Here is a 20,651-nt window from a genome sequence, read left to right as displayed (position 1 = left end):
ATTACAGTCCACGACATTCATCAGAAATTATAACACATGATGCATATCAAGATTGGTTACTATTTCATTAAATACATAGATGGGAAATTATTGTTTATATAATTTTGTGTATTTATTGTGATAGGGTAGACTAAGTTATTGGCTAGTCAAAATGTATACCCGTTGAATAAGCTAAATGCATGGGTTTCCTTATTTAACCGCTAAGTTGACCCGTTTATTGGGTATGTTTACTCTTGCTTTGTCCCTGTATTAGCTCTGTTGTTGCTCTTTTACCGTAATGTATGCCTGCTCCTTTCTTGCCCGTTATATGGATTGTAGACGATGATGAAGACGATCAATACCTGTTTGAGATCGCTTTTAAAACCTTGGATCCTCCCGTTAGTGTCAGGCGATTGAATGATGGCGAAGAACTGCTGCCTGCGCTTAGCCAGAGTGACGTTAAACCCAGCCTTATTTTGCTGGATTTGAATATGCCTTACCTGAATGGATTTGAAGTCTTACAACAGCTGCGGGCCAACCCTGATTACAGTAATCTTCCCGTGGTGGTTCTGACGACGTCAAATCACCATGAAGACGAAGTGAAGGCGATGAATTTAGGCGCCAGTGCATTTTTAACGAAACCAGGCTCTTCCGGAAAATTGTTGATGCTCTTTGGTCAATTAGTCCAGCAATGGAAAATCAGTTGAGCAAGCTTACTTTCTCACTCGGCTCAGCCAAGTGTTTCGCTTCCGTGTTCCCCCTTCTTAATCTACATTGGCCCTTACCGCCTGATTCTACGTCAGAATTAGTAGGCAAGCGGCAAAAGCAGACCCTCTGCTGGCGTCTAACGTATATTCTTGTGAGTTTGTAACATATTCCATTGCTGTGCAGTTTATTCCATTTGACTTTCAACGTTGTCAAGTGGCCACCATCGATAAACTAGTTACCAAGTACTGCCAGATAGGTTGTTTGCTGATGCTTACCGTATCATCGGCATTGGCACAAGCAACCGAACCCTGGCCTGCTCAACCGGGTATTTACTTTCCTCAGGCACCACCGGCTGCCAAATGGCGAAGATCCATTGGGGCCGTATTTACGACGACACCACCCGAGTTAACGGAGGAGGTCCGTGTTAGTGTACCCGCCATTGATCTCAATATTCAGCGAGCCTTTGGCAGGCACTTGTACGCTGTTGGCCGAATACAATCGCAGCTGGTGCAGAGCAACCTGGGCGTTGGCTTACGGTGGGCTACTCCCATCACAAATCGGTTGTCGGCGTCGGTCGGTTACGACATACATGGCTGGTTTGGTGCGTTACTCATTAAAGATGTCTTCAACAGCCAGGCCTATGGGATTCAGACGTTCCCGAACGTGTCCGTGGGGTATAGGCTGACGAGAGATTTACAGGTCACGCTCAAATCAGAAGCGATCATTGATCTGTACTACAAATCGCAGGTCGGTTCGCTAGCCGTTGAGTACAACAGAAGGCAGGTAAACGGAGTTGCCTTCGCGGCTGTGCTGGAACAGCCCTTTTACAACAAAACCCACGTCACGGTGGGTATCAGGGCCGCTTACTCTAATTTCAACTGGCAGTTGTGGTCGCTCTACGATACGTTTGATCGGAACCTGTTTTATCCTCAACTCATTTTCGGCTTTATCCTGTGAAACTGACTTACCTTTTTGCCCTGGGGGTAGTCCTCATTGGCTTCAGCAGCTGTAGAAAAGAGTACGAAGCGCCCGTTCCCTACACCTTCGCCAACACCCCTGGCTCCGGCCAGTTTGTTCCGTCTGTCAGGCAGGCGATGGAAGGCGTATATACGGTCACGGATGGGTCAGGTCAGTTCGGTGATCAGGTAGCGCTGAAATGGACGTATCTTCTAAGCGGCTCTGATACAACCCATTATCTGTCCATTTTTACCGGGGTCGATGCCGGATTTTTTAATCTGGAAGTGGGCCCTCAGACCCAAGGGTTAGTCGTAAACGGCTACTGGCGTAAGCTAGTCAATACCGCTACCGGATTAGCCAGCCTGACGGTGAAAGCCAAGCACAACGGTCAGCTACAGCCCTATACCGGCCAATTGGCTTCGGGTGATACGCTGGTGCTGACGGGTGCGTACGGCGAAAAGACCGCCCAGCCAGCCACGCCCATAACCCTAACCTACAAACGTCCGCTAAACCAGCGGCCTTTTGCTATCATGGCCCACCGGAGCGGGGGGCGCACATCGGATTTGTTGCCGGCTTCCGAAAACTCGGTCGAAATCATAAAACTGGCGTCGCGTTTGGGGGCAACCGGCATCGAGATCGATGTGCGTTATACAAAAGATGGTGTTCCGATCCTATATCATGATAACACACTCAACCTCCGGCTGATCCAGAAAAGTGGTCTTACCGGACCGGTGGAGAACTACACCTATCAACAGTTGGCAACACTGGTTCGGCTGGTCAATGGGGAGAAAATTCCAACATTGGAGGAGGCCCTGGAAACGGTTGTCAGCAATACATCGCTGAGTTTCGTGTGGCTCGATACCAAATACATTGGACCCATGGACAAAGTACAGGCTATTCAGCGAAAGTACCGGCAAAAGGCGTTACAGGCGGGTCGAAATCTGCGCATCGTAATCGGGTTGCCCAGTTCTGATGCAGTAGCCTCATACGAGGCTTTGGCCGATAAAGAAAACACGCCGATCCTGTGTGAACTGGATACCGCCATTACCCGTAGTCTGGGTGCCCGAATCTGGGCTCCGCGTTGGACCCTTGGTCCACAAACAGAGGAGGTAGCAGCTATGAAAGCCGAAGGTCGAACGGTATTCGTCTGGACGCTCGATGAGCCGGAATTTGTTCGTGAGTTTATCAGTCAGAATAATTTCGATGGTATTCTGTCTAATTACTCGCCCGTCGTTGCTTATTATCACTATGTTGAACAGCAGTAATTTTATGCGCGTTTATGTACAAATCATAGCCGTGGTTGTCTATCTGCTTGTTACCCGGTCAACGGTTAACGGACAGCCGGTTCAGATGCCCGACTCAATCGCCACCCAACGGGGACCTTACACGATTGTGGTGACTGCCGGGGGCGGCCTATCTTATTATTCAACGCACCTGGGCGTTCCTGATGCCATCGAACAGAAGCATTTGAGTCGGTTCGGGGTGCCTGGATCCTTGCGGGTCATGTGGTATCCGGATCACCGCCTGCGCGTAGGCCTGGAAACGGGCTGGACAACGATGTACAGTTACAGAGGGCAGGTGGCCAACGACCCGGTGCGCGTTTATGTGTCGGCGGTTCCGGTTCTGTTGGTCTTTTCGATGCCGCTGGCCTGGCTCAAGGGCACCGACCGAACGCTGACCAGACGGCTGGCCGTGACGGCTGGCACTGGAGCGTATCTCAACTACACCCGGCTGAATTATGCAGGTACCGTAACCACCAACACAACCAGTTTAGGCTGGATGGCAGCGGCCTCATACACGTACCCCATTGGCCGTCGTTTCAGAGTAGCCGGGGAGTTGAAATGGTTTGATGCCGTAGCGGCCGAAAATGCGGCATTCACGGCTGAGCTTCAACTTGTCTGGCGAGCATTTTCATGGTAAAAAAAGCTGTACCTAACGTATTATGGAGAAAGACGTCAATCAACAGGATATATTATTTTTAAGTGATACGCAGGCCCCTATGTGGGTGGAGCGACTGGTCCTGCGGACGCACCAGAACACGAAAGCGACGACTACCATTTTTGACGAAATCGTACGCCTGAAACCGGCAGTACTGTATTGGCTGGGCGATATTGTCTCACTTGGCTACCGATCGAATAAATGGCGGATTATCGATCAGTTTCTGGCCAAATGTACGGCTGTAGGAACGGCCGTCTACGCCATTATGGGAAATCACGATGTGATGGGTCGCCCGCGCAAGGGAGCCAAAAACTTTCAGCTTCGTTTTCCAGATCACAGCCCTACCGGTTACGTAAAAATAACTGACTCGATTGCGGTCATTATGCTCAATTCCAATTTCAGCATCCTCTCGGTAGCCGATATGGTGAAACAGCAGACCTGGTATGAGCAAACATTAAAAGAACTCGACGAAAATCCGTCCGTAAAAGTCGTTATCGTAACCTGCCACCACGCGCCTTACTCAAACAGCAAGCTGGTTGGTTCATCGAAGCTCGTCCAGCAGCGGTTCGTTCCCGCCTATACCCAGTCGCAGAAGGCACGGTTGTTCATCACGGGGCACTCCCACGCGTTTGAGCGCTATCAGTTCGAGGGTAAAACGTTTCTGGTCATTGGCGGGGGCGGGGGTCTCAAGCAGCCCCTAAATATATCGCCAAGCCGATTGCCCGATCTGGCAACCGACTACAAGCCTCTGTTTCACTACCTGGCTGTTAGACGGGAAGGAGAAGGGTTATCGTTAACCTCGTATTGTTTGAAGAACGACTTTTCCGGTTTTTCGGTAGGCTACCAGTTCGATATTCCGGCTGAGGCAACCGTTGCCGAACCGTAGTTACTGCTCCTCGACCGTACCGGCACCTAAATCGGCGAACAGCGTTTGCCAGTACTGCGTAACGGCCGGGTTGTTCTGCTTCACCGATGCGTTTGGCTCAAACGGCAGAATCATCGTTATCGTGGGGCTGCCAATGGTGTAGCGTTTCAACTGGCTGGCGTCAGCTTTAGCCCATTCATCGGCCTGGGCATTGTCTTTAGGAGGCTTCACCTGAAAATCGCGCCGGGTGGGGCCTTTTACGCTTTCGACCATGTCGCTCAGGTAATAGACATTCACCGTTGCGCCCGATTCGTTTGCTTTCGCGATAACGGGCAGGCTGGCCCAGATATCCGTTTCCTGGTTGGATGCCCCCGCGTTTTGGGCACTCAACTGCTGAAAAACCCGCTGACGTATCTGCGCTTTCTCACGGGTAAGCGCCAGGTCAAACTCAGTTTCGGCGGCTTCCCGGTCGGTGGCGCTGGCCGCCGATACGTCCTCCATTTCGGTACGGGTTGTCAGGGTCAGGGCGCGGGCTTTCGAGGTATTTTCATGAATAAAATAAACCTCTAATTTATCCCCTTTACGCCGAATATTGTGCTCGATGATTTCGTTTAGCGCCTGCTGGTACTTTCGGGCCACGAAGGCATTGTTTACATTAACACTACGGGTTTTATCCAGAAAAATGAGCGTATAAACGGGCTCGTCGGTACGGGCTTTGGTCTTATCGCCATCGCTGGAACAGGCTGATAGAAGGAACAACAGAAACAGGGCAATGTAGTTAGTCATGAGCCTTTCGGGGTGTAACCCGTCGATATGTTAGTTAGTCAGTCCGTATGATAAAGTGTGGTTGGCGGGGCAAAAGTTCGCTAGTTTCGCTTACCTTACAACTGTTTCGCCTACCTATCTTCTTCACTATGACCAAAATTTACGCCCGGCTGCTGCTTTCAGTTAGTGTTATTTTCTTTATCGTTTACACGTCATTCGCTCAGGTCGAGAAGTCGCCGGCCCGCCACGAAGGCGACGGCCCGTTCGGCAAGCTCATCATTCGGGGCGTCACCCTGGTCAATAGTACGGGTGCTCCGCCCTACGGCCCCGTCGATATTGTGGTGGAGAAAAACCGCATCACTCAGATTCGGCAAGTGGGTTATCCGGGCGTTCCCATTGACCCCAAAGGTCGCCCGCAGGCGGCTTCCGGCGATAAAGAACTGAACTGCGAGGGGATGTACCTGATGCCCGGATTTGTGGATATGCACGGCCATATCGGCGGTCAGGCCCAGGGCGCCAACGCTGAGTATGTATTCAAGCTTTGGCTCGGTCATGGCATCACCACCATCCGCGATCCATCCTGCGGCAACGGCCTCGACTGGGTACTGGAGCATCGGGCCAAAAGCGACCGGAACGAAATAACTGCCCCACGTATCAAAGCGTACACCGTGTTTGGTCAGGGTGCTAAAGAACCCATCAGTACGCCCGAACAGGCGCGTGCCTGGGTGCAGCATAATGCGAAACGGGGCGCCGACGGAATCAAGTTTTTTGGCGCGGAACCTGCCATATTTAAAGCGGCTTTGGAAGAAAACAAGAAGCTTGGCCTGCGGTCGGCCTGTCACCACGCTCAACTGGAAGTGGCCCGCATGAACGCGCTGGCGACAGCCAAAGCGGGATTGACCTCTCTCGAACACTGGTATGGCCTCCCTGAAGCCCTTTTTGACGATAAAACTGTTCAGAATTATCCCGCCAACTACAATTATAACAACGAACAAAACCGGTTCGAGGAAGCGGGAAATCTCTGGCAGCAGGCCGCTAAACCCGGTACCGATCGCTGGAACAAGGTAATGGACGAGTTGATTGCCCTTGATTTTACGCTCGACCCTACCTTCAATATCTACGAAGCCAACCGCGAACTGATGCTGGCCCGGCGCGCCGAATGGCACGATGATTATACGATGCCAAGCTTGTGGCGTTTTTACGGGCCAAGCCGGATTTCGCACGGGTCGTACTGGCATTCGTGGGGAACCGAGCAGGAAGTAGCCTGGAAGAAAAATTACCAGCTCTGGATGGCATTCATCAACGAATACAAGAATCGGGGTGGGCGCGTTACGGCGGGGTCCGATTCCGGGTTCATTTACCAGCTTTATGGGTTTGCCTATATCCGCGAACTCGAACTGCTGCGCGAAGCCGGGTTTCACCCGCTCGAAGTTATCCGGGCCGCCACCATGAAAGGAGCCGAGGCTCTGGGTATGGCTGATCAGATTGGATCGGTTGAGGTGGGCAAACTCGCTGATTTCGTCATCGTTGATCAGAATCCACTCGCCAACCTCAAAGTGCTTTACGGAACGGGGGCCATTCACCTGAGCGACAAAAACGAAGTGGAGCGCGTCGGGGGCGTTACGTATACGGTGAAAGATGGCGTGGTATACGATGCCAAAAAGCTGCTCGCCGATGTCCGGAAAATGGTTGCTGACGCGAAACAGAAGGAGAACTTCGAAATGACACAACCGGGTGTTCCGGCCAAAGCAGGGAAAGTAACCGGAGGCAAGAACTAAGTGTGCGGAACTCGTTGCGTAATCAGAAAAGGCAGAACGAAGAAACTGATGCTACTCAACAGCAGGTTAAAGCCGAACCCAACCGCATGCAGGTAAGTGGCCGTAACGGCGCCCTGCGTTGCCGTAAATCCATACAGAACGAGCGCCCGGCTAACAAAAAAGTGGTAGGTGCCGATGCCACCCTGCGTTGGTACGGCCAGCCCGCCCAGTGAACTAACGGCCACAATGGTCAGGGCGGCAACGGGCGGTAAACTGCTCGTATCGCTGGTTGTGCGCAACAACGTGTATGTCGACAGCCAGGCAATAACCTGAATGAGTAGCGTAAGGGCAATAAAAAGGCCGGGGTTCGGTAGTTGACGGATCGCCATAAACCCGCGCCCGAATCCCTGGCTGACGTTGATTAATTTGGCCAGCAAAGGGTGTTCCTTCAGGGATGGATACCGGTTGAACTGCCAGATAACCAGGCCTGCAACAACCACTGCTAGCACACCTCCCAACATGAGCATCGTGCCTGGTACGGCGAACGATAAACTGGCGAGGTACGTTACCGCTCGCTTAAATTCCAGTATAGTCGTGAGCATTAAGACCAACAGAAGCATGAAAACATCGATAATTCGTTCGGCTACCACTGACCCCAGCCCCTGTGCGATTGGAATGCCATCCGTTCGTTGAAGCGAACCACATCGGGTCAGTTCCCCCGCCCCCGGCACAATCATACTCGCCAGCGAACCAGCCAGCAAGGCTACCGTTGCCCGCAGGAGCGAAGGCCGATAGCCGATAGCCTGTAGGGTAATTTTCCACCGGCCCGCTCGGATCGTGTAAAAGAGCAGAATGAGCGAACCCGTTACCAGTAGCCAACCATAATCGGCCATGAGAAACTGATGTTGTATCGCCTGGAAGGGAACACTTCGGAGCACATACCACAAAAGAAGACCAGCCAGTAAAACCGGTATTGCTCGACGGAAGAAGGACTTGGTCATGGGGCAAATTACCTATTTTCTGAAAGAAAATGCCGAATGTTGTCAAACTGGCATGGTATTAGTAAGTTTGGTTACACTAAATAATCTTAGTAACCTAATCTGAGAATTCGTTCAGAACCTGCCTCATGTCGAAGAAACAAAAAGGCCGAGCTACCAGTGGCGGTGCCACTACAGCTAGCAAGATTGTCGTTTCTGCCCCGGATAAATCCAGCCAGCTCGTACCAGACTTGTCCGCTCCTGTTGATTCGCCAGCGGTTGAGCTGCCATTCGAATTAATTCGCTTCGACAAGCGGGTAAAGCGGACGCTCATGGCTTTTGTTGCTTTATTCGTGCTGTTCGTCCTGTTTAAATGGCACTATGTTTCTCTTCCGATCTGGAACACGATTCTGCCCGATGGTTCACCACCCTCGCGCGGTCTGGTTGCTGGAACCCCCAAGCAAATCCGGATGGACGACTACGCGGTTGGCGCACCCTGGACAATCTCGAATGTATTGAACGGCATGCCGACGGAGAATGAAGCCATTGGCGGACTGCGTTCACCCTTGCTCACGTCGCCGGTCAAGCATCCTATTTTGCTGTTTAAAGCGGCTTTCTGGGGCTTTCTGGGGCTGGATGTAGAGCGGGGGTACGCCTGGATGTACGACAGTAGCCCATTCGTGCTATTAGTAACGTCTTTTCTGTTTTTCCTGCTCGTTACCCGTAACCAGTACTATCTGGCACTCGCGGGGTCGCTAACGTTGTTGTTTTCGTCCGGTACGGTCAGGTGGTCGTTTATTCCATCGAGCATGATTGGATATTGCTGCGCGGCTTTTGTGGTTGCGGTCTATCTGTTGACCGAGCAGAAAATACTCCGCATTGCTTTACTGGCGCTCCTGCTGGTCTGGCTGGTTGTGTCGTATGCCCTTATTCTGTACCCGCCTTATCAGGTTCCGCTGGCCTATCTGTTTGGTCTGGTGCTTGTGGGGTATATCCTCAACAATCGTCGGGATTTATTTCCGCCGAAAGCAATCGTACCAAAAATGGGGATGTTGGTCGTGGCAGCCGGTCTTGCCGGTCTTGTACTGGCTACCTTCTATACCGATGTACAGGAAACGCTGAAAGCCGTCACCAGCACGGTGTATCCGGGTCAGCGGAGTGAGCTGGGCGGAACGGGTTTTATCGGGAACTGGTATTCTGAATACTATAGCTGGTTTTTCGATGATCAGACGTTTCCCAAGAGCTGGCTCAACATTTGTGAGCTGTCACACTATCTTAATTTTGCGCCCGTCATTATTCCGCTTCTGATTGCCCAGTTTGTCCTGAATCGGAAAGTCGACTGGATGCTGACCGCTGCGGCTGTTTTCGTCCTGTTTATGTGGGTATGGATTGAGATCGGGTTTTCGGAAGGGCTGGCCAAAGGTAGCCTGATGAACATGGTGCCAACGCGCCGGGCGCAGATACCAATGGGGGTGGGCGGCATTGTTTTGCTGTTCATGTACCTGGGCTCGATCAACGAAACGACCATTCGTACTACCTATCGTCAGGTGCCCGTCTGGGCAAATGGCCTGGCTATAGTGGCTATTGTTGGGTTTGTAATTTACACGGCCTACATCAATGTGAACGATTCGGATAGGCTGATCAAACCCTACCAGACGTTTATACCTGTTGTGTTTTTCTCGATGATGAATGTGCTGCTGCTGTTTACCCTGCCTGTTCGCTACCGAACAACGATTTTCTGCACGGGCATACTGCTGTTTCTATTGCCCAACCTGAAGGCTAACCCACTCTCGAAGGGACTGACTCCCATTACGGAGAATGTATTTTACAAGACGGTTCGTCAACTGGTTGAGCAGGATCCACAGGCGCGCTGGCTGGTTAACGGTAGTCAATACCTGACGTATATGGTTACCGCTACGGGAGCTAAACAAATTACGGGCGTCAAGTACCTGCCGGATCGGAAACACGTTCTTCAGGTGCTGGATCCCGAAATGAAGCGAGACTCAGCCTACAACCGGTATGCACACGTAACCAATCAAAGTTACATCAACGGCCGAGATTCGGTTATTCTGGTCAATCAGTTTGAGGATGCCTACGTAATTGCGATGGACCCCTGCTCACCCCGGATGAAGATGCTGAATGTCAAGTATCAGGTTTTTGATCATCAGCCGCAACCCGTCGAAGTGCGGTGTATGAAGGCGATTGCCACGCTGGGTTCGTTGACCATCTATCAGGCAAATCCGTAGGGAACGAATGGCTGTCTCTACCCCCCGTATACTGGTTATTATTCCTTGTTACAACGAGCAGGGGGCCATTGCCCAGGTGGTTCACGAACTCGTGGCACTACGAAATCGGGAAGGTTATCAATTAGACATACTGATCGTAAACGATTGCTCGACTGATAATTCGCTCGCGGTTATTCGAACACTTCCCTGTCTGTACCTGAACCTGCCCGTCAATCTGGGTATTGGCGGGGCCATGCACAGCGGCTATCGATACGCTTTTCAGAAAGGGTACGACGTGGCGGTGCAGCTCGACGGCGATGGGCAACATCCAGCTACCGAACTCCCCGCCGTTTTGCAGCCAATTTTACAACAGGAAGCTGATGTGTCCATTGGCTCACGATTTATAACGGGCGAGGGGTTTCAGTCGTCGTTTACCCGGCGTTTGGGCATCAAGTATTTTCGCTGGCTGAACCAATTGCTTATCGGCAAAGCCATTTACGACAGCACGTCGGGCTTTCGGGCGTTTAACCGGCGGACTATTGAGCTGGTCAATACATATTACCCCGACGAATACCCGGAACCAGAATCTATTGTGCAATTTGGGTTGCAGGGATTGCGCATTAAGGAGGTGCCCGTCAGGATGCGCCATCGGGAAGAAGGCGTCTCGTCCATCAACACCAGCCGGGCGTTCTATTACATGCTTAAAGTATCGCTGGCCATTGTATTTATGTATTTTCGTCTGGTCAATAAACGCACGAAGTAATGGCATCTGTACCGCTAACCATTCAGATTATCAGCTTGCTGGGAGCGTCTTTATTCCTGGCGTTTATTTTTCGGCTGATTGTGAAGGGGCGCCTTCGGGAGGAGTACTCCATCCTGTGGATTGCCTGTACACTTATACTCATCCTCTTTTCTATCTGGCGGAAGGGGCTGGAACAGATCTCGCTGGCACTGGGCGTTTTCTATCCCCCTTCACTGATCTTTTTGGGGGCTATTTTCGCTATACTAATTTTTCTGGTTCACTTATCGGTAGTGGTGTCCAGATTACAAAACCAGATAAAAGTACTGTCGCAGGAAGTGGCTCTCCTGCGAAATGAACTGGAAACGCGTCACCTGCTCAATGACACAAACTCGGCCAGCGCTATTGAGCCGGTCCCCCTTACGGAGTAGTCATGCTGCCATCCATTAGCGTTATTACGCCGTCCTATAACCAGGCTGATTTTATTCGGCAAACGATTGAATCGGTGCTGACGCAGGCGTACCCCCGACTTGACTACCTGGTAGTGGATGGTCTGTCGACCGATCGTACCCTGGCTATCGTCAGGGAGTACGAAGATCGGTTGACCCTGCTTGCTGAACGCGATAACGGACAGACGGATGCGATAAATAAAGGGCTTCGCCGGGCTACCGGCGATATCGTTTGCTGGCTCAATTCGGATGATTACTTTCTGCCGAATGCCCTGACGACAGTAGGCCGTTTTTTTGAGGAAAATCCCGACGTGCTCTGGCTAACAGGCGATTGCTTGATCGTTGATCAGGTCGGCCAGCCTATTCAGCAACCCGTTCGGCGGTATAAACAACTGCTGCGTTCCCTCGCGCCAGCGGCCTATTTAGGTATGACGAACGCCATCTGCCAGCCATCTACGTTCTGGCGACGCGATGCCCATACGAAGCTGGGGTTCCTGACGGAATCATTACACTACACGATGGATTATGACTGGTGGCTTCGCCTGCTGCAACGACAACCACCGGCCATATTGCCCGAAGCCCTGACCGCCTTTCGCATCCACGCCGATTCTAAAGGAGGAAATCAGTACGAACGCCAGTTCGAAGAAGACTACCAGACGTTTTGCCGTTACTGGACAGGAGCGCCAATCCGCTGGCTGCACCGGGCACATAACCGAGCCATAACGGCCGTTTATAAACTCGTTAAGTGATGCTCAAAACGTTCATCCGATTTCTGAAGACATCGCCTTTACTGGTGCCGCTGCTGGTGCTGATCGACCTGGCTATCCTGCTGGTCGATACGGTAGCCCGGTTAACGACGACGGCCCCCCGTCAACCCAAGTCGCTGTTAATTATTCGACTGGATGTGATGGGTGATTACCTGCTGTTTCGTAATTACCTCCACCAGATAAAAGCGTCATCTCGCTACGGCGGCTATCGGCTCACGCTGTTGGGTAATGTGTCGATCAAATCACTGGCTGAAACCTTCGATGCTGATGTGATTGATCAATTCATCTGGGTCGATATTTATAAATTGACTACGCAGCCGCTGTACCGGTTTCGAGTTGTTCGGCAACTTCGGCTGGCGGGTTTTTCGGCGGTTTTTTGCCCAACATACAGCCGCGTACTTGTGCTGGACGATTACCTGGCCCTGGCAACGGAAGCGGCTGAACGCGTGGGTTGCCGGCCTGATTACAGTAACATAAAGCCCTGGGAGGCCAGGTGGGGAAATACGTTCTACACGCGGCTCATTGACTCCGGAAACGGTATCGTTTTCGAGATGGAGCGTGACCACCGTATCGTACAGGAATTCTTACGGGAAGAAATTCCGCTTCCGGCGTCTATGCTGAATACCCGGTATGCGAAGCCGGTAACGGTACCCGATCACTATATTGTATTCTCGCTGGGAGCCGGACAGGATTTCCGGGTATGGCCCGCCGAAAACTTTGCGCAGGTAGCTGCCCATCTATCAAGTCATTATCCGCTGCATAAAATTCTGCTGACGGGGACAGCCAGTGAGTTGGTTTACGCAGAACGGTTTTTAGCCTGTTTAACCAACCCATTAATGGTCGTCGATCTGACCGGAAAATTATCGATTCCCGAACTTATCTATGTATTGAGCAAGGCTGATCTGCTGATTGCCAATGAAACGGGAATTGTCCACATCGCGGCCTCGACCCAAACACCAACGTTAGTCATTTCGCAGGGCAAATCGTTAGTCCGGTGGCATCCTTACCCGGCGGCCAGTCGGTCTCAGATCACTTACCTGTACCCGTCCTTCATTGAAGCCAACAGGCATCGTTTATCGGAAATAGCCCAAGATTTTAACCCCGAATCGCCTTACTCCATTCGGGAGATTTCGGTTGCGCGCGTCATCGACGGTGTGATGTCTCTGCTACCGGCGAAGAGTACTTAAGCCGAGCCTGCCTGTTTTTATTTGTCGTCCGGGTAATTGGGGGCTCGCCCAAAAAGCTCCTCAACGGTTACCGCCAAAATCAGTTTAGCCGCCCTGGTGTTTCGGTTGAGCAGGCGCCAGACCGTAGCGGCCAGAGCACTCAGGCACAACGTAGGTAGCCAATACGGAAAATACACCTTGGAAAATCGGATTTTATTACGGGCAAAATAGTAGTCGACAAGTGGGGGTGTTGCGGTGCTTTGCCGGGTGCTGCCGCCGTCTCGATGGTAGACTACGCTCGTCAGGCATACGTCGTTTGTGTAGCCCAGGCGAGTGGCCCGATAGCTCCATTCCGTGTCTTCATAATACAGGAAATAGTCCTCGTCCATCAGGCCAACCTCCATCAGAAAGGAGCGCTGCATGAAGCAGGCTGCGCCAATAACGTAATTGATCTGTTTTTTATAGTGTCCTAATTTCGTTTGATCTGTTAGTCCGTCGCCCACCGGAAAAGCGATGCCCAACCAGGGCAAGTAGTGTCCGCCTATTGACTGAACAACATCCGGCCGATCGTAATGCATGAGCACGGAGCCAATAAGCCCCGGCTTGGGTAGGATAGAGGTTTCGGCCTGTGAGTGCAATGCCTGTAAGGCCGCGGGGTGAACGATTGTGTCGTTATTCAGAACCCAGAAATAAGCGCAGTTACTGTTGGCTAATCCATAGCGCAGCCCGATGTTGTTGCCGGCGGAGTAGCCGCCGTTTACGCGGGATTCGATGAGGGTAATGGTTGCCTGCTGAGCCCCGATCGTCATTGTTCGAAACCCCTCAAACTGGCCCACGTCAACAGAATCGCTGACAGATGCCAGAAACTGAGTTAGCTTGTCTACGGAATCATTGGGTGACGCATTATCGACAATGACAATGTGGCCCGGGTGCTGGCAGGCTAACAGACTATCAACGCAGGCCTGGGTATACGACCAGGTTTTGTAGTTGACAACCACCGTGCAAATAAGGCTTGTGCTCATTTTGCCAGAATAAATACGGCCTGATCGCCCTGCCTGTTCTTATTGAGTCGCTTGGCCTTCCACCAGTACTGAATCGCCTGGGGCCACGAGATAAATTTGGGTCCGGGTAAGGGGGAGTAAAACGAGCGACTTTCCTGAAGAGCAATGTCATGCTTATACTGCTCGCTGCCAATAAATTGAAGCATGGTTGAATCGTAATGAATGGATTCGACGGTCAGGCCAACGCGCCGGGCCAACTGGTGAATGGTCTGCACGGAGGGAATGAAATAGTGGCGGGGGGCGTCGATCTGAACCCAGTTGGTATTGTACTGAGTAAACGCATAACAATCCGTAACCGGAATCCGGATGCTGCACTTACCACCGGGCTTGAGCAAATCGGCTACCCGTTGCAGCACTTTCTCGGGCGCTACCGTAAAGTGTTCAAAAGAGTGATTAAACGTAATCAGATCATGCTGACCATTCCACTCCCATAAATTTTTTCTGTAAATGGATAAGCCATCTGCCTGATGCGCCAGAATATCTTCCCGAATAAACGGATCAATTCCGTGCAGGTTGTTGAACCCCAGGCGTTGTAGGTACCCTAACTCCTGCCCGTTGCCGCAGCCTACATCCAGGATGCTGGTCGTCCGGTCTGATTTACCCGCCCAATGAAGCAGCCGCATGGTAGCTACGGGAAAGATCAGGTAAAAAAAACGCCCTAGAGCGCCCTGATTCGTTACGGCAAACCGATCTCTGGTTTTACGAACCCATTCGATGAATTGGTTACCTGGTGTATAATTAAAACTGTAGTAGGTGTCCGGATAGTAGGTACCCAGATCAGAAGGTAAGTCATTTAGGTAGAGGCAGTAACATTTTTGGCAATGGATATACGTAAACGTATTACGAGTGCCAAGCATCATCTCGCGAACACGAAGGAACGTATTGTGCTCGCGATTAGCGCAAGCCGGACAAGGCTTCATAGAGAGAGTCGTGTAGTGGAACAGGTCCTGTATAATCAGCTCATTCAACAAATACTATGCGAGACAGGTGAAAGGAAACGAACAAGATGACTAAAAATTTGGGATAGCGGCATACCTGAGACTAAAACGGTACGATTCAGGGGGGGACAAACCCGAAAATTGCACGTTTTGACGTAAATTTGAGTTCCCAATAAAACGAAAAGGTGGGCGATTCAGGCATGAAACTAAAGCTTCAACAAACAGACATATTTGAAGACCGTCATCACGGTCAGACTGACGCGGCTCTGGCCGACATCCTTAAGACCGTTGGGGTCAACACAATCGACGAACTGATTGGCCAGACCGTACCCGATGCCATTCGACTGGCTAACCCACTGAACTTACCCGCTCCCAAGTCGGAAACCGCTTTTCTGACTGATTTCAAGAAGGTAGCCGGGCAGAATAAGATTTTCAAATCATACATTGGTACGGGGTATTACGATACGCTCACACCAAACGTTATCCTTCGGAACATCCTCGAAAATCCAGCCTGGTACACGGCCTACACGCCTTATCAGGCCGAGATCGCCCAGGGTCGGCTTGAAGCGCTGTTGAATTTCCAGACGGTCGTGTCGGATTTGACGGGTATGGATCTAGCCAATGCATCGCTGCTCGATGAAGCGACGGCTGCCGCCGAAGCCATGCACATGCTTTTTGCCATGCGTCCGGCGCAGAAGAAATCGGCAACGACATTTTTTGTGTCGGATCGGTGCCATCCACAAACCATCGATGTGCTGCTGACCCGGGCTACGCCCATTGGTGTCACTATTCTGATTGGCGACCACCGCACCGTTGACCTGACCAGCGGCCAGATTTTCGGTATGGTGTTGCAATACCCGGCTTCAGACGGTGAAGTATTCGATTACACCGATTTGATTGCTGCGGCTCACGAACTGGGTATAACCGTTGCCGTTGCTGCCGACCTGCTGGCGCTAACCCTGCTCACGGCACCCGGCGAAATGGGTGCCGATGTTGTGGTCGGTTCGTCGCAACGGTTTGGCGTGCCGATGGGCTATGGTGGCCCACACGCGGCTTACTTCGCAACCCGCGACGCCTTCAAACGGCAGATTCCCGGTCGGATTATTGGTGTATCGCAGGATGCCGAAGGTAAACCGGCGTTACGGATGGCGCTCCAGACGCGCGAGCAACACATTCGCCGGGAAAAAGCGACGTCGAATATCTGTACCGCACAGGTATTGCTGGCGGTTATGGCCGGAAGCTACGCCGTTTATCATGGCCCGCAACGACTTCGCGCCATTGCCGAACAGGTACACGCGCTGACCAAACTATTCGCCACCGCTCTTCGCTGGAATGGCTACGAGGTTACCACAGAAAATTACTTTGATACGGTTACCGTAAAGGTGTCGGATACCGAATCGCTGAAAAAGTCGGCCAAAGCGGCTCAGATCAACCTGCGCTATTTCGACGATGAGGAGCACGTAGGGGTCTCGTTCGATGAAGCAAAATCGCTCCATGACGTAACCGAACTGCTGACTGTATTCGGTATTAAGCCCGATATGGAAGCCCTGCTGGAAAGTCTGGAAATTACGTGGCCCGATCAGCTCATCCGGCAGTCGGATTACCTGACGCATCCGGTGTTTAATACGCACCATACGGAACACGAAATGCTGCGCTATCTGAAGTCACTGGAAGAAAAAGACCTTTCGCTGGTTCACTCCATGATTTCGCTGGGTAGCTGTACGATGAAGTTGAACGCCACCGCCGAAATGATTCCGGTTACCTGGCCCGAACTCGGAAAAATTCACCCGTTTGTTCCGAGAGACCAGACGACAGGTTACCAGCAGATGTTTACCGACCTGAACGCCTGGCTTTGTGAAATTACGGGTTTTGCCGCCATGTCGCTGCAACCAAACTCGGGTGCTCAGGGCGAATACGCGGGGCTGATGGTGATTCGGGCCTACCACGAAAGCCGGGGTGATTTCCACCGGACGATCTCGCTCATTCCACAGTCGGCGCACGGAACCAACCCGGCCAGTGCCGTTATGGCCGGTATGAAGGTCGTTATCGTTAAGTGCGACGAACGGGGTAATATCGACGTTGCCGATCTGAAAGCGAAAGCCGAGCAGTACAGCAATGACCTGTCGTGTCTGATGGTTACGTACCCGTCTACGCACGGTGTGTTCGAAGAAAGCATTAAGGAAATCTGCTCCATCATCCACGAACATGGCGGGCAGGTATATATGGACGGCGCGAACATGAACGCGCAGGTTGGCCTGACATCGCCGGCTACGATTGGTGCCGATGTTTGCCACCTGAACCTGCATAAAACGTTCTGCATTCCGCACGGCGGAGGTGGGCCGGGCATGGGACCCATCGGTGTGGCTCCGCAACTGGTACCGTTCTTGCCGGGTCATGCCGTGGTGCCTATCGGGGGCGATCAGGCCATTCACGCAGTTTCGGCAGCGCCTTATGGGTCGGCCAGTATTCTCACGATTTCGTATGCCTACATCGCCATGATGGGTGGTGAGGGACTGACGAATGCCACGAAACGGGCTATCCTGAACGCCAACTACATCAAAGCCCGTCTGGAAGGGCATTACGACACCCTGTACACGGGAACAAACGGTCGTTGCGCCCACGAAATGATCCTCGACTGCCGCCCCTTCAAGGCGACATCCGGTGTTGAAGTAGAAGACATTGCCAAACGGTTGATGGACTATGGTTTTCATGCGCCAACGGTTTCCTTCCCGGTGGCAGGTACGCTGATGATTGAACCAACCGAATCTGAATCGAAAGCCGAGCTGGATCGCTTCTGTGAGGCAATGATCGCTATTCGAAATGAAATTCGTGAAATCGAAACAGGTGAAGTTGACCGGGCCAGTAACGTGCTGAAACACGCACCCCATACGGCTACGGTTGCCCTGAGCGATACCTGGACTCGTCCCTATAGCCGGGAGAAAGCAGTTTATCCGTTGCCACAGGTGCGGGCGCGTAAGTTCTGGCCAAGTGTTAGCCGGATCGATTCGGCCTATGGCGACCGGAACCTGATTTGTGCCTGCATTCCAACGGAGGCCTACGAAACCGAAGTTACTGAGGACGCAGGCGTGGCACAACAGGTCTAGTACATTTAATTCCTAGCAAAACGGGTGAAAATCCGTGCTTTGTGATCTCTAAAACAGATTCTTACAAAGCGCGGATTTTCACCCGTTTTAGTGCGAGGCAATCCTCAATAAAAACCAATTGTAAACGTTAAAAGTAAGACCCGCCCAAATTTGCATTATCTTGGGCGAGAATCAGCGATTTGCTTTTTTAATCTTATGAAAACCAATACGTTATCTGTACTGCTCGTAGTGTTAGGTCTGGCCAGCGGACTAACGGGCTGCAATTCGGCCATGCAGGCGTATAAGAAAGGGGTTCGTCATTATGATGCTGGCGAATACAATCTGGCCGTGACGCAGTTCCAGAAGGCGGCAAAAGGAAGTATTGATCCGGCCCGCCTGAACTACTACATGGCCGAATCCTATCGCTTATCGAACCGGTTCAGCGAGGCCGTTCCGTTTTATCAGAAGGCCATCGAAGCCGGGACAAAAGAACCTGATGCCCATTTTAATTACGCGTATGCCCTGAAATCGCAGGGGAACTATGCCGGTGCGCTGGAGCAGTTGCAGCAGTACGTGACCAACGCCCCCAAAACAACAGCCAAGCCCACGCTCGACAAAGCCAAACGTGAAGTAGAAACACTAAAGGCCATCGACGCTATTGCCCAGAACAAGTCGCTTATTACCCTCCGGAACATGGGCAACCTGAACTCACCGGGTGCCGAATTTGCCCCCGTGGTTCGCGGAGAAGACCTGATCTTTACGGCTTCCCGAAAAGAAACGACGTATAAGAATAACGGGCAGCCCATGCTGGGGTTGTACAAAACTAAACTGAATCAGAAGCCAGACGAGACCGGAAATCCGGGCGGTGCATCGGGCAAGCCTGAGGTGTTCAGCACCAATGTATTTCAGGGAGATGTGAACGAAGGCACACCAGCGTTCTCGAAAGATGGGAAGACCATGATTCTGGCGCGGGGCAACAACGGCAAACGGAAAGGTGGCCTCGATGTGGACTTGTACATTAGTCGTCTGGGCGAAAACAACGCCTGGAGCCAGCCCCTGCGTTTGCCGATTAGTGATTCGCTGGCCTGGGATGGTTCGCCCGCGTTTTCGGCCGACGGCAAAACGCTTTACTTTGCCTCAAACCGGGCCGGTGGTGCCGGGGGCATCGATCTGTACCGTACCAGCATTGACGCATCTGGTCGCTTTAGCCGACCCGTTAATATGGGCCGCGACATCAACACACCCGGCGATGAGATGTTTCCGTACGTTGGAGCCAACGCGAAACTGTACTTTGCCTCCGATGGCCATCCGGGTTTAGGGAAGCTGGACGTGTTTGTGGCTACGCGCTCGGGTGGCGTTACGCGGGTGGAGAACATGGGCCAGCCTATTAATTCGCCAGCCGATGATTTTGGCCTGATCTATACCGAACCCGCCAAGGGCTTTATAGCCTCCAACCGGGGCGGTGGTAAGGGCGATGATGACATTTACTTCTTCCAGGAAGGACCGCCAACCGATACCACAACGATTATCGTGCAGACGCCACCACCGGCCAATGCGCCCAAAATTGTGCGCTACTTTATTGCCGGGACAGTTTCATCCAACGAAACGCCCATTGCTCCGCTCGATTCGGCACGCGTTCGGATTCTGGACGATGCCACGGGGCAACCCATTGCTGAAGTCACAACGGGCCAGCCCGGAACGTTCGGCAAGTATCCGCTGACAGAAGGCAAAGATTACACGATCCTGGCCGAACGTAAAGGCTACCTGACCCATCGGGAGCCGTTTACGATGCAGGGCCGAAGCATTCCTGCCGTTTTCCTGACTAAACCACAGACCGATACCACCTTCAACGTAGATATTCTGCTCGACCGGTCGTTGCTGAACAAGACGTTTGTGCTCGAAAATATCTACTATGATCTCGATAAATACAACATTCGATCGGATGCGGCACCGGAACTTGACAAAATCGTGGTGATCTTAAAAGATAATCCAACGCTCAAGCTTGAACTTAGCTCGCATACGGACGTCCGAGCCCCAGACGCGTACAACATGAAGCTGTCTCAGAACCGGGCAAAAGCAGCTGTAGATTATATTGTGTCGCAGGGTATTTCGGCTGATCGATTAGTGGCCAAAGGGTATGGCGAAACGAGACTGGTCGTTAAAAATGCCAGGACCGAAGAGGAGCACCAGCGTAACCGTCGAACCGAAATCACGATTCTGGAGCTATAACGCTTCCTGTTCAGGAAACACTACCCCGAAAGGCTTGGTTATCATTTG

Annotated in this window: 17 protein-coding genes; 13 read left to right on the top strand and 4 right to left on the bottom strand. The window is 52.0% G+C overall.

The annotated features are described in order from the left end of the window. Positions 1-281: 281 nt before the first annotated feature. From ACYU87_RS14815 to ACYU87_RS14795, 5 genes are all read left to right on the top strand, one after another. The gene (locus ACYU87_RS14815; protein ID WP_461134841.1) at positions 282-686 is read left to right on the top strand and encodes a response regulator; all 405 of its coding nucleotides are present in this window, start codon (positions 282-284) and stop codon (positions 684-686) included. A 268-nt stretch (positions 687-954) separates the two neighbouring features. Continuing rightward, positions 955-1,644 carry a hypothetical protein gene (locus ACYU87_RS14810; RefSeq protein WP_461134840.1) on the top strand — a complete coding sequence of 230 codons (690 nt, stop codon included), beginning with the start codon at positions 955-957 and terminating at the stop codon, positions 1,642-1,644. Then, positions 1,641-2,909, top strand: a complete 1,269-nt coding sequence (locus ACYU87_RS14805; protein WP_461134839.1) for a glycerophosphodiester phosphodiesterase — start codon at positions 1,641-1,643, stop codon at positions 2,907-2,909. The genes ACYU87_RS14810 and ACYU87_RS14805 overlap by 4 nt, the downstream gene beginning before the upstream one ends. A 4-nt stretch (positions 2,910-2,913) precedes the next feature. Continuing rightward, a complete protein-coding gene (locus ACYU87_RS14800; RefSeq protein ID WP_461134838.1) occupies positions 2,914-3,564 on the top strand; it encodes a hypothetical protein in 651 nt (216 codons plus the stop codon). 22 nt (positions 3,565-3,586) lie between these two features. After that, positions 3,587-4,468, top strand: coding sequence for a metallophosphoesterase family protein (locus tag ACYU87_RS14795; protein ID WP_461134837.1), 882 nt, complete (start codon positions 3,587-3,589; stop codon positions 4,466-4,468). Here the strand turns inward: ACYU87_RS14795 and ACYU87_RS14790 are convergent, their stop codons facing one another. Beyond that, positions 4,469-5,233: a hypothetical protein gene (locus ACYU87_RS14790; RefSeq protein ID WP_461134836.1), complete on the bottom strand. Its 765-nt coding sequence runs from the start codon at positions 5,231-5,233 to the stop codon at positions 4,469-4,471. Positions 5,234-5,361: 128 nt separating this feature from the next. Between ACYU87_RS14790 and ACYU87_RS14785 the strand changes: the two genes are divergently transcribed. Continuing rightward, positions 5,362-6,990, top strand: coding sequence for an amidohydrolase family protein (locus ACYU87_RS14785; protein ID WP_461134835.1), 1,629 nt, complete (start codon positions 5,362-5,364; stop codon positions 6,988-6,990). On the opposite strand, the gene ACYU87_RS14780 is transcribed toward ACYU87_RS14785, so the two are convergent. Continuing rightward, positions 6,987-7,970, bottom strand: coding sequence for a lysylphosphatidylglycerol synthase transmembrane domain-containing protein (locus tag ACYU87_RS14780; RefSeq protein WP_461134834.1), 984 nt, complete (start codon positions 7,968-7,970; stop codon positions 6,987-6,989). The two genes, ACYU87_RS14785 and ACYU87_RS14780, sit on opposite strands and share 4 nt — an antisense overlap. Before the next feature lie 125 nt (positions 7,971-8,095). Between ACYU87_RS14780 and ACYU87_RS14775 the strand changes: the two genes are divergently transcribed. Genes ACYU87_RS14775 through ACYU87_RS14755 form a run of 5 tightly spaced genes read left to right on the top strand, consistent with a single transcriptional unit; the run spans position 8,096 to position 13,313 of the window. Continuing rightward, positions 8,096-10,192 (top strand): DUF7657 domain-containing protein, encoded by a 2,097-nt coding sequence (locus ACYU87_RS14775; RefSeq protein ID WP_461134833.1) that lies wholly within the window; start codon positions 8,096-8,098, stop codon positions 10,190-10,192. 7 nt (positions 10,193-10,199) lie between these two features. Then, positions 10,200-10,934: a glycosyltransferase family 2 protein gene (locus tag ACYU87_RS14770; RefSeq protein WP_461134832.1), complete on the top strand. Its 735-nt coding sequence runs from the start codon at positions 10,200-10,202 to the stop codon at positions 10,932-10,934. Next, complete coding sequence (locus tag ACYU87_RS14765) at positions 10,934-11,341, top strand: DUF2304 domain-containing protein (protein ID WP_461134831.1); 408 nt, start codon at positions 10,934-10,936, stop codon at positions 11,339-11,341. Before ACYU87_RS14770 ends, ACYU87_RS14765 begins: the two co-directional genes overlap by 1 nt. Before the next feature lie 2 nt (positions 11,342-11,343). Beyond that, on the top strand, positions 11,344-12,108 hold the full coding sequence (locus tag ACYU87_RS14760) for a glycosyltransferase family 2 protein (protein ID WP_461134830.1): 765 nt from the start codon (positions 11,344-11,346) through the stop codon (positions 12,106-12,108). Then, positions 12,108-13,313 carry a glycosyltransferase family 9 protein gene (locus ACYU87_RS14755; protein WP_461134829.1) on the top strand — a complete coding sequence of 402 codons (1,206 nt, stop codon included), beginning with the start codon at positions 12,108-12,110 and terminating at the stop codon, positions 13,311-13,313. Before ACYU87_RS14760 ends, ACYU87_RS14755 begins: the two co-directional genes overlap by 1 nt. Before the next feature lie 17 nt (positions 13,314-13,330). On the opposite strand, the gene ACYU87_RS14750 is transcribed toward ACYU87_RS14755, so the two are convergent. Next, positions 13,331-14,314 (bottom strand): glycosyltransferase family 2 protein, encoded by a 984-nt coding sequence (locus ACYU87_RS14750; RefSeq protein WP_461134828.1) that lies wholly within the window; start codon positions 14,312-14,314, stop codon positions 13,331-13,333. Beyond that, a complete protein-coding gene (locus ACYU87_RS14745) occupies positions 14,311-15,273 on the bottom strand; it encodes a class I SAM-dependent methyltransferase (RefSeq protein WP_461134827.1) in 963 nt (320 codons plus the stop codon). Before ACYU87_RS14745 ends, ACYU87_RS14750 begins: the two co-directional genes overlap by 4 nt. A 218-nt stretch (positions 15,274-15,491) precedes the next feature. Between ACYU87_RS14745 and gcvP the strand changes: the two genes are divergently transcribed. Both gcvP and ACYU87_RS14735 read left to right on the top strand, forming a co-directional pair. Beyond that, positions 15,492-18,395 (top strand): aminomethyl-transferring glycine dehydrogenase, encoded by a 2,904-nt coding sequence (gene gcvP / locus ACYU87_RS14740; protein ID WP_461134826.1) that lies wholly within the window; start codon positions 15,492-15,494, stop codon positions 18,393-18,395. Between the two features lie 195 nt (positions 18,396-18,590). Further along, positions 18,591-20,603, top strand: a complete 2,013-nt coding sequence (locus ACYU87_RS14735; protein ID WP_461134825.1) for an OmpA family protein — start codon at positions 18,591-18,593, stop codon at positions 20,601-20,603. Positions 20,604-20,651: the final 48 nt, after the last annotated feature.

It is taken from the genome of Spirosoma lituiforme, assembly GCF_054776635.1.
The sequence above is the reverse complement of the archived record's forward strand: the minus strand, read 5'-3'. Positions and strand labels throughout refer to the sequence as shown.

Excerpts from the sequence above, each read along its gene's own strand:
- ACYU87_RS14815 (WP_461134841.1), top strand. The coding sequence starts at position 282 with ATGCCTGCTCCTTTCTTGCCCGTTATATGGATTGTAGACGATGATGAA.
- ACYU87_RS14810 (WP_461134840.1), top strand. The coding sequence starts at position 955 with ATGCTTACCGTATCATCGGCATTGGCACAAGCAACCGAACCCTGGCCT.
- ACYU87_RS14800 (WP_461134838.1), top strand. The coding sequence starts at position 2,914 with ATGCGCGTTTATGTACAAATCATAGCCGTGGTTGTCTATCTGCTTGTT.
- ACYU87_RS14795 (WP_461134837.1), top strand. The coding sequence starts at position 3,587 with ATGGAGAAAGACGTCAATCAACAGGATATATTATTTTTAAGTGATACG.
- ACYU87_RS14790 (WP_461134836.1), bottom strand. The coding sequence starts at position 5,233 with ATGACTAACTACATTGCCCTGTTTCTGTTGTTCCTTCTATCAGCCTGT.
- ACYU87_RS14785 (WP_461134835.1), top strand. The coding sequence starts at position 5,362 with ATGACCAAAATTTACGCCCGGCTGCTGCTTTCAGTTAGTGTTATTTTC.
- ACYU87_RS14780 (WP_461134834.1), bottom strand. The coding sequence starts at position 7,970 with ATGACCAAGTCCTTCTTCCGTCGAGCAATACCGGTTTTACTGGCTGGT.
- ACYU87_RS14775 (WP_461134833.1), top strand. The coding sequence starts at position 8,096 with ATGTCGAAGAAACAAAAAGGCCGAGCTACCAGTGGCGGTGCCACTACA.
- ACYU87_RS14770 (WP_461134832.1), top strand. The coding sequence starts at position 10,200 with ATGGCTGTCTCTACCCCCCGTATACTGGTTATTATTCCTTGTTACAAC.
- ACYU87_RS14765 (WP_461134831.1), top strand. The coding sequence starts at position 10,934 with ATGGCATCTGTACCGCTAACCATTCAGATTATCAGCTTGCTGGGAGCG.
- ACYU87_RS14760 (WP_461134830.1), top strand. The coding sequence starts at position 11,344 with ATGCTGCCATCCATTAGCGTTATTACGCCGTCCTATAACCAGGCTGAT.
- ACYU87_RS14755 (WP_461134829.1), top strand. The coding sequence starts at position 12,108 with ATGCTCAAAACGTTCATCCGATTTCTGAAGACATCGCCTTTACTGGTG.
- ACYU87_RS14750 (WP_461134828.1), bottom strand. The coding sequence starts at position 14,314 with ATGAGCACAAGCCTTATTTGCACGGTGGTTGTCAACTACAAAACCTGG.
- ACYU87_RS14745 (WP_461134827.1), bottom strand. The coding sequence starts at position 15,273 with ATGAAGCCTTGTCCGGCTTGCGCTAATCGCGAGCACAATACGTTCCTT.
- gcvP (WP_461134826.1), top strand. The coding sequence starts at position 15,492 with ATGAAACTAAAGCTTCAACAAACAGACATATTTGAAGACCGTCATCAC.
- ACYU87_RS14735 (WP_461134825.1), top strand. The coding sequence starts at position 18,591 with ATGAAAACCAATACGTTATCTGTACTGCTCGTAGTGTTAGGTCTGGCC.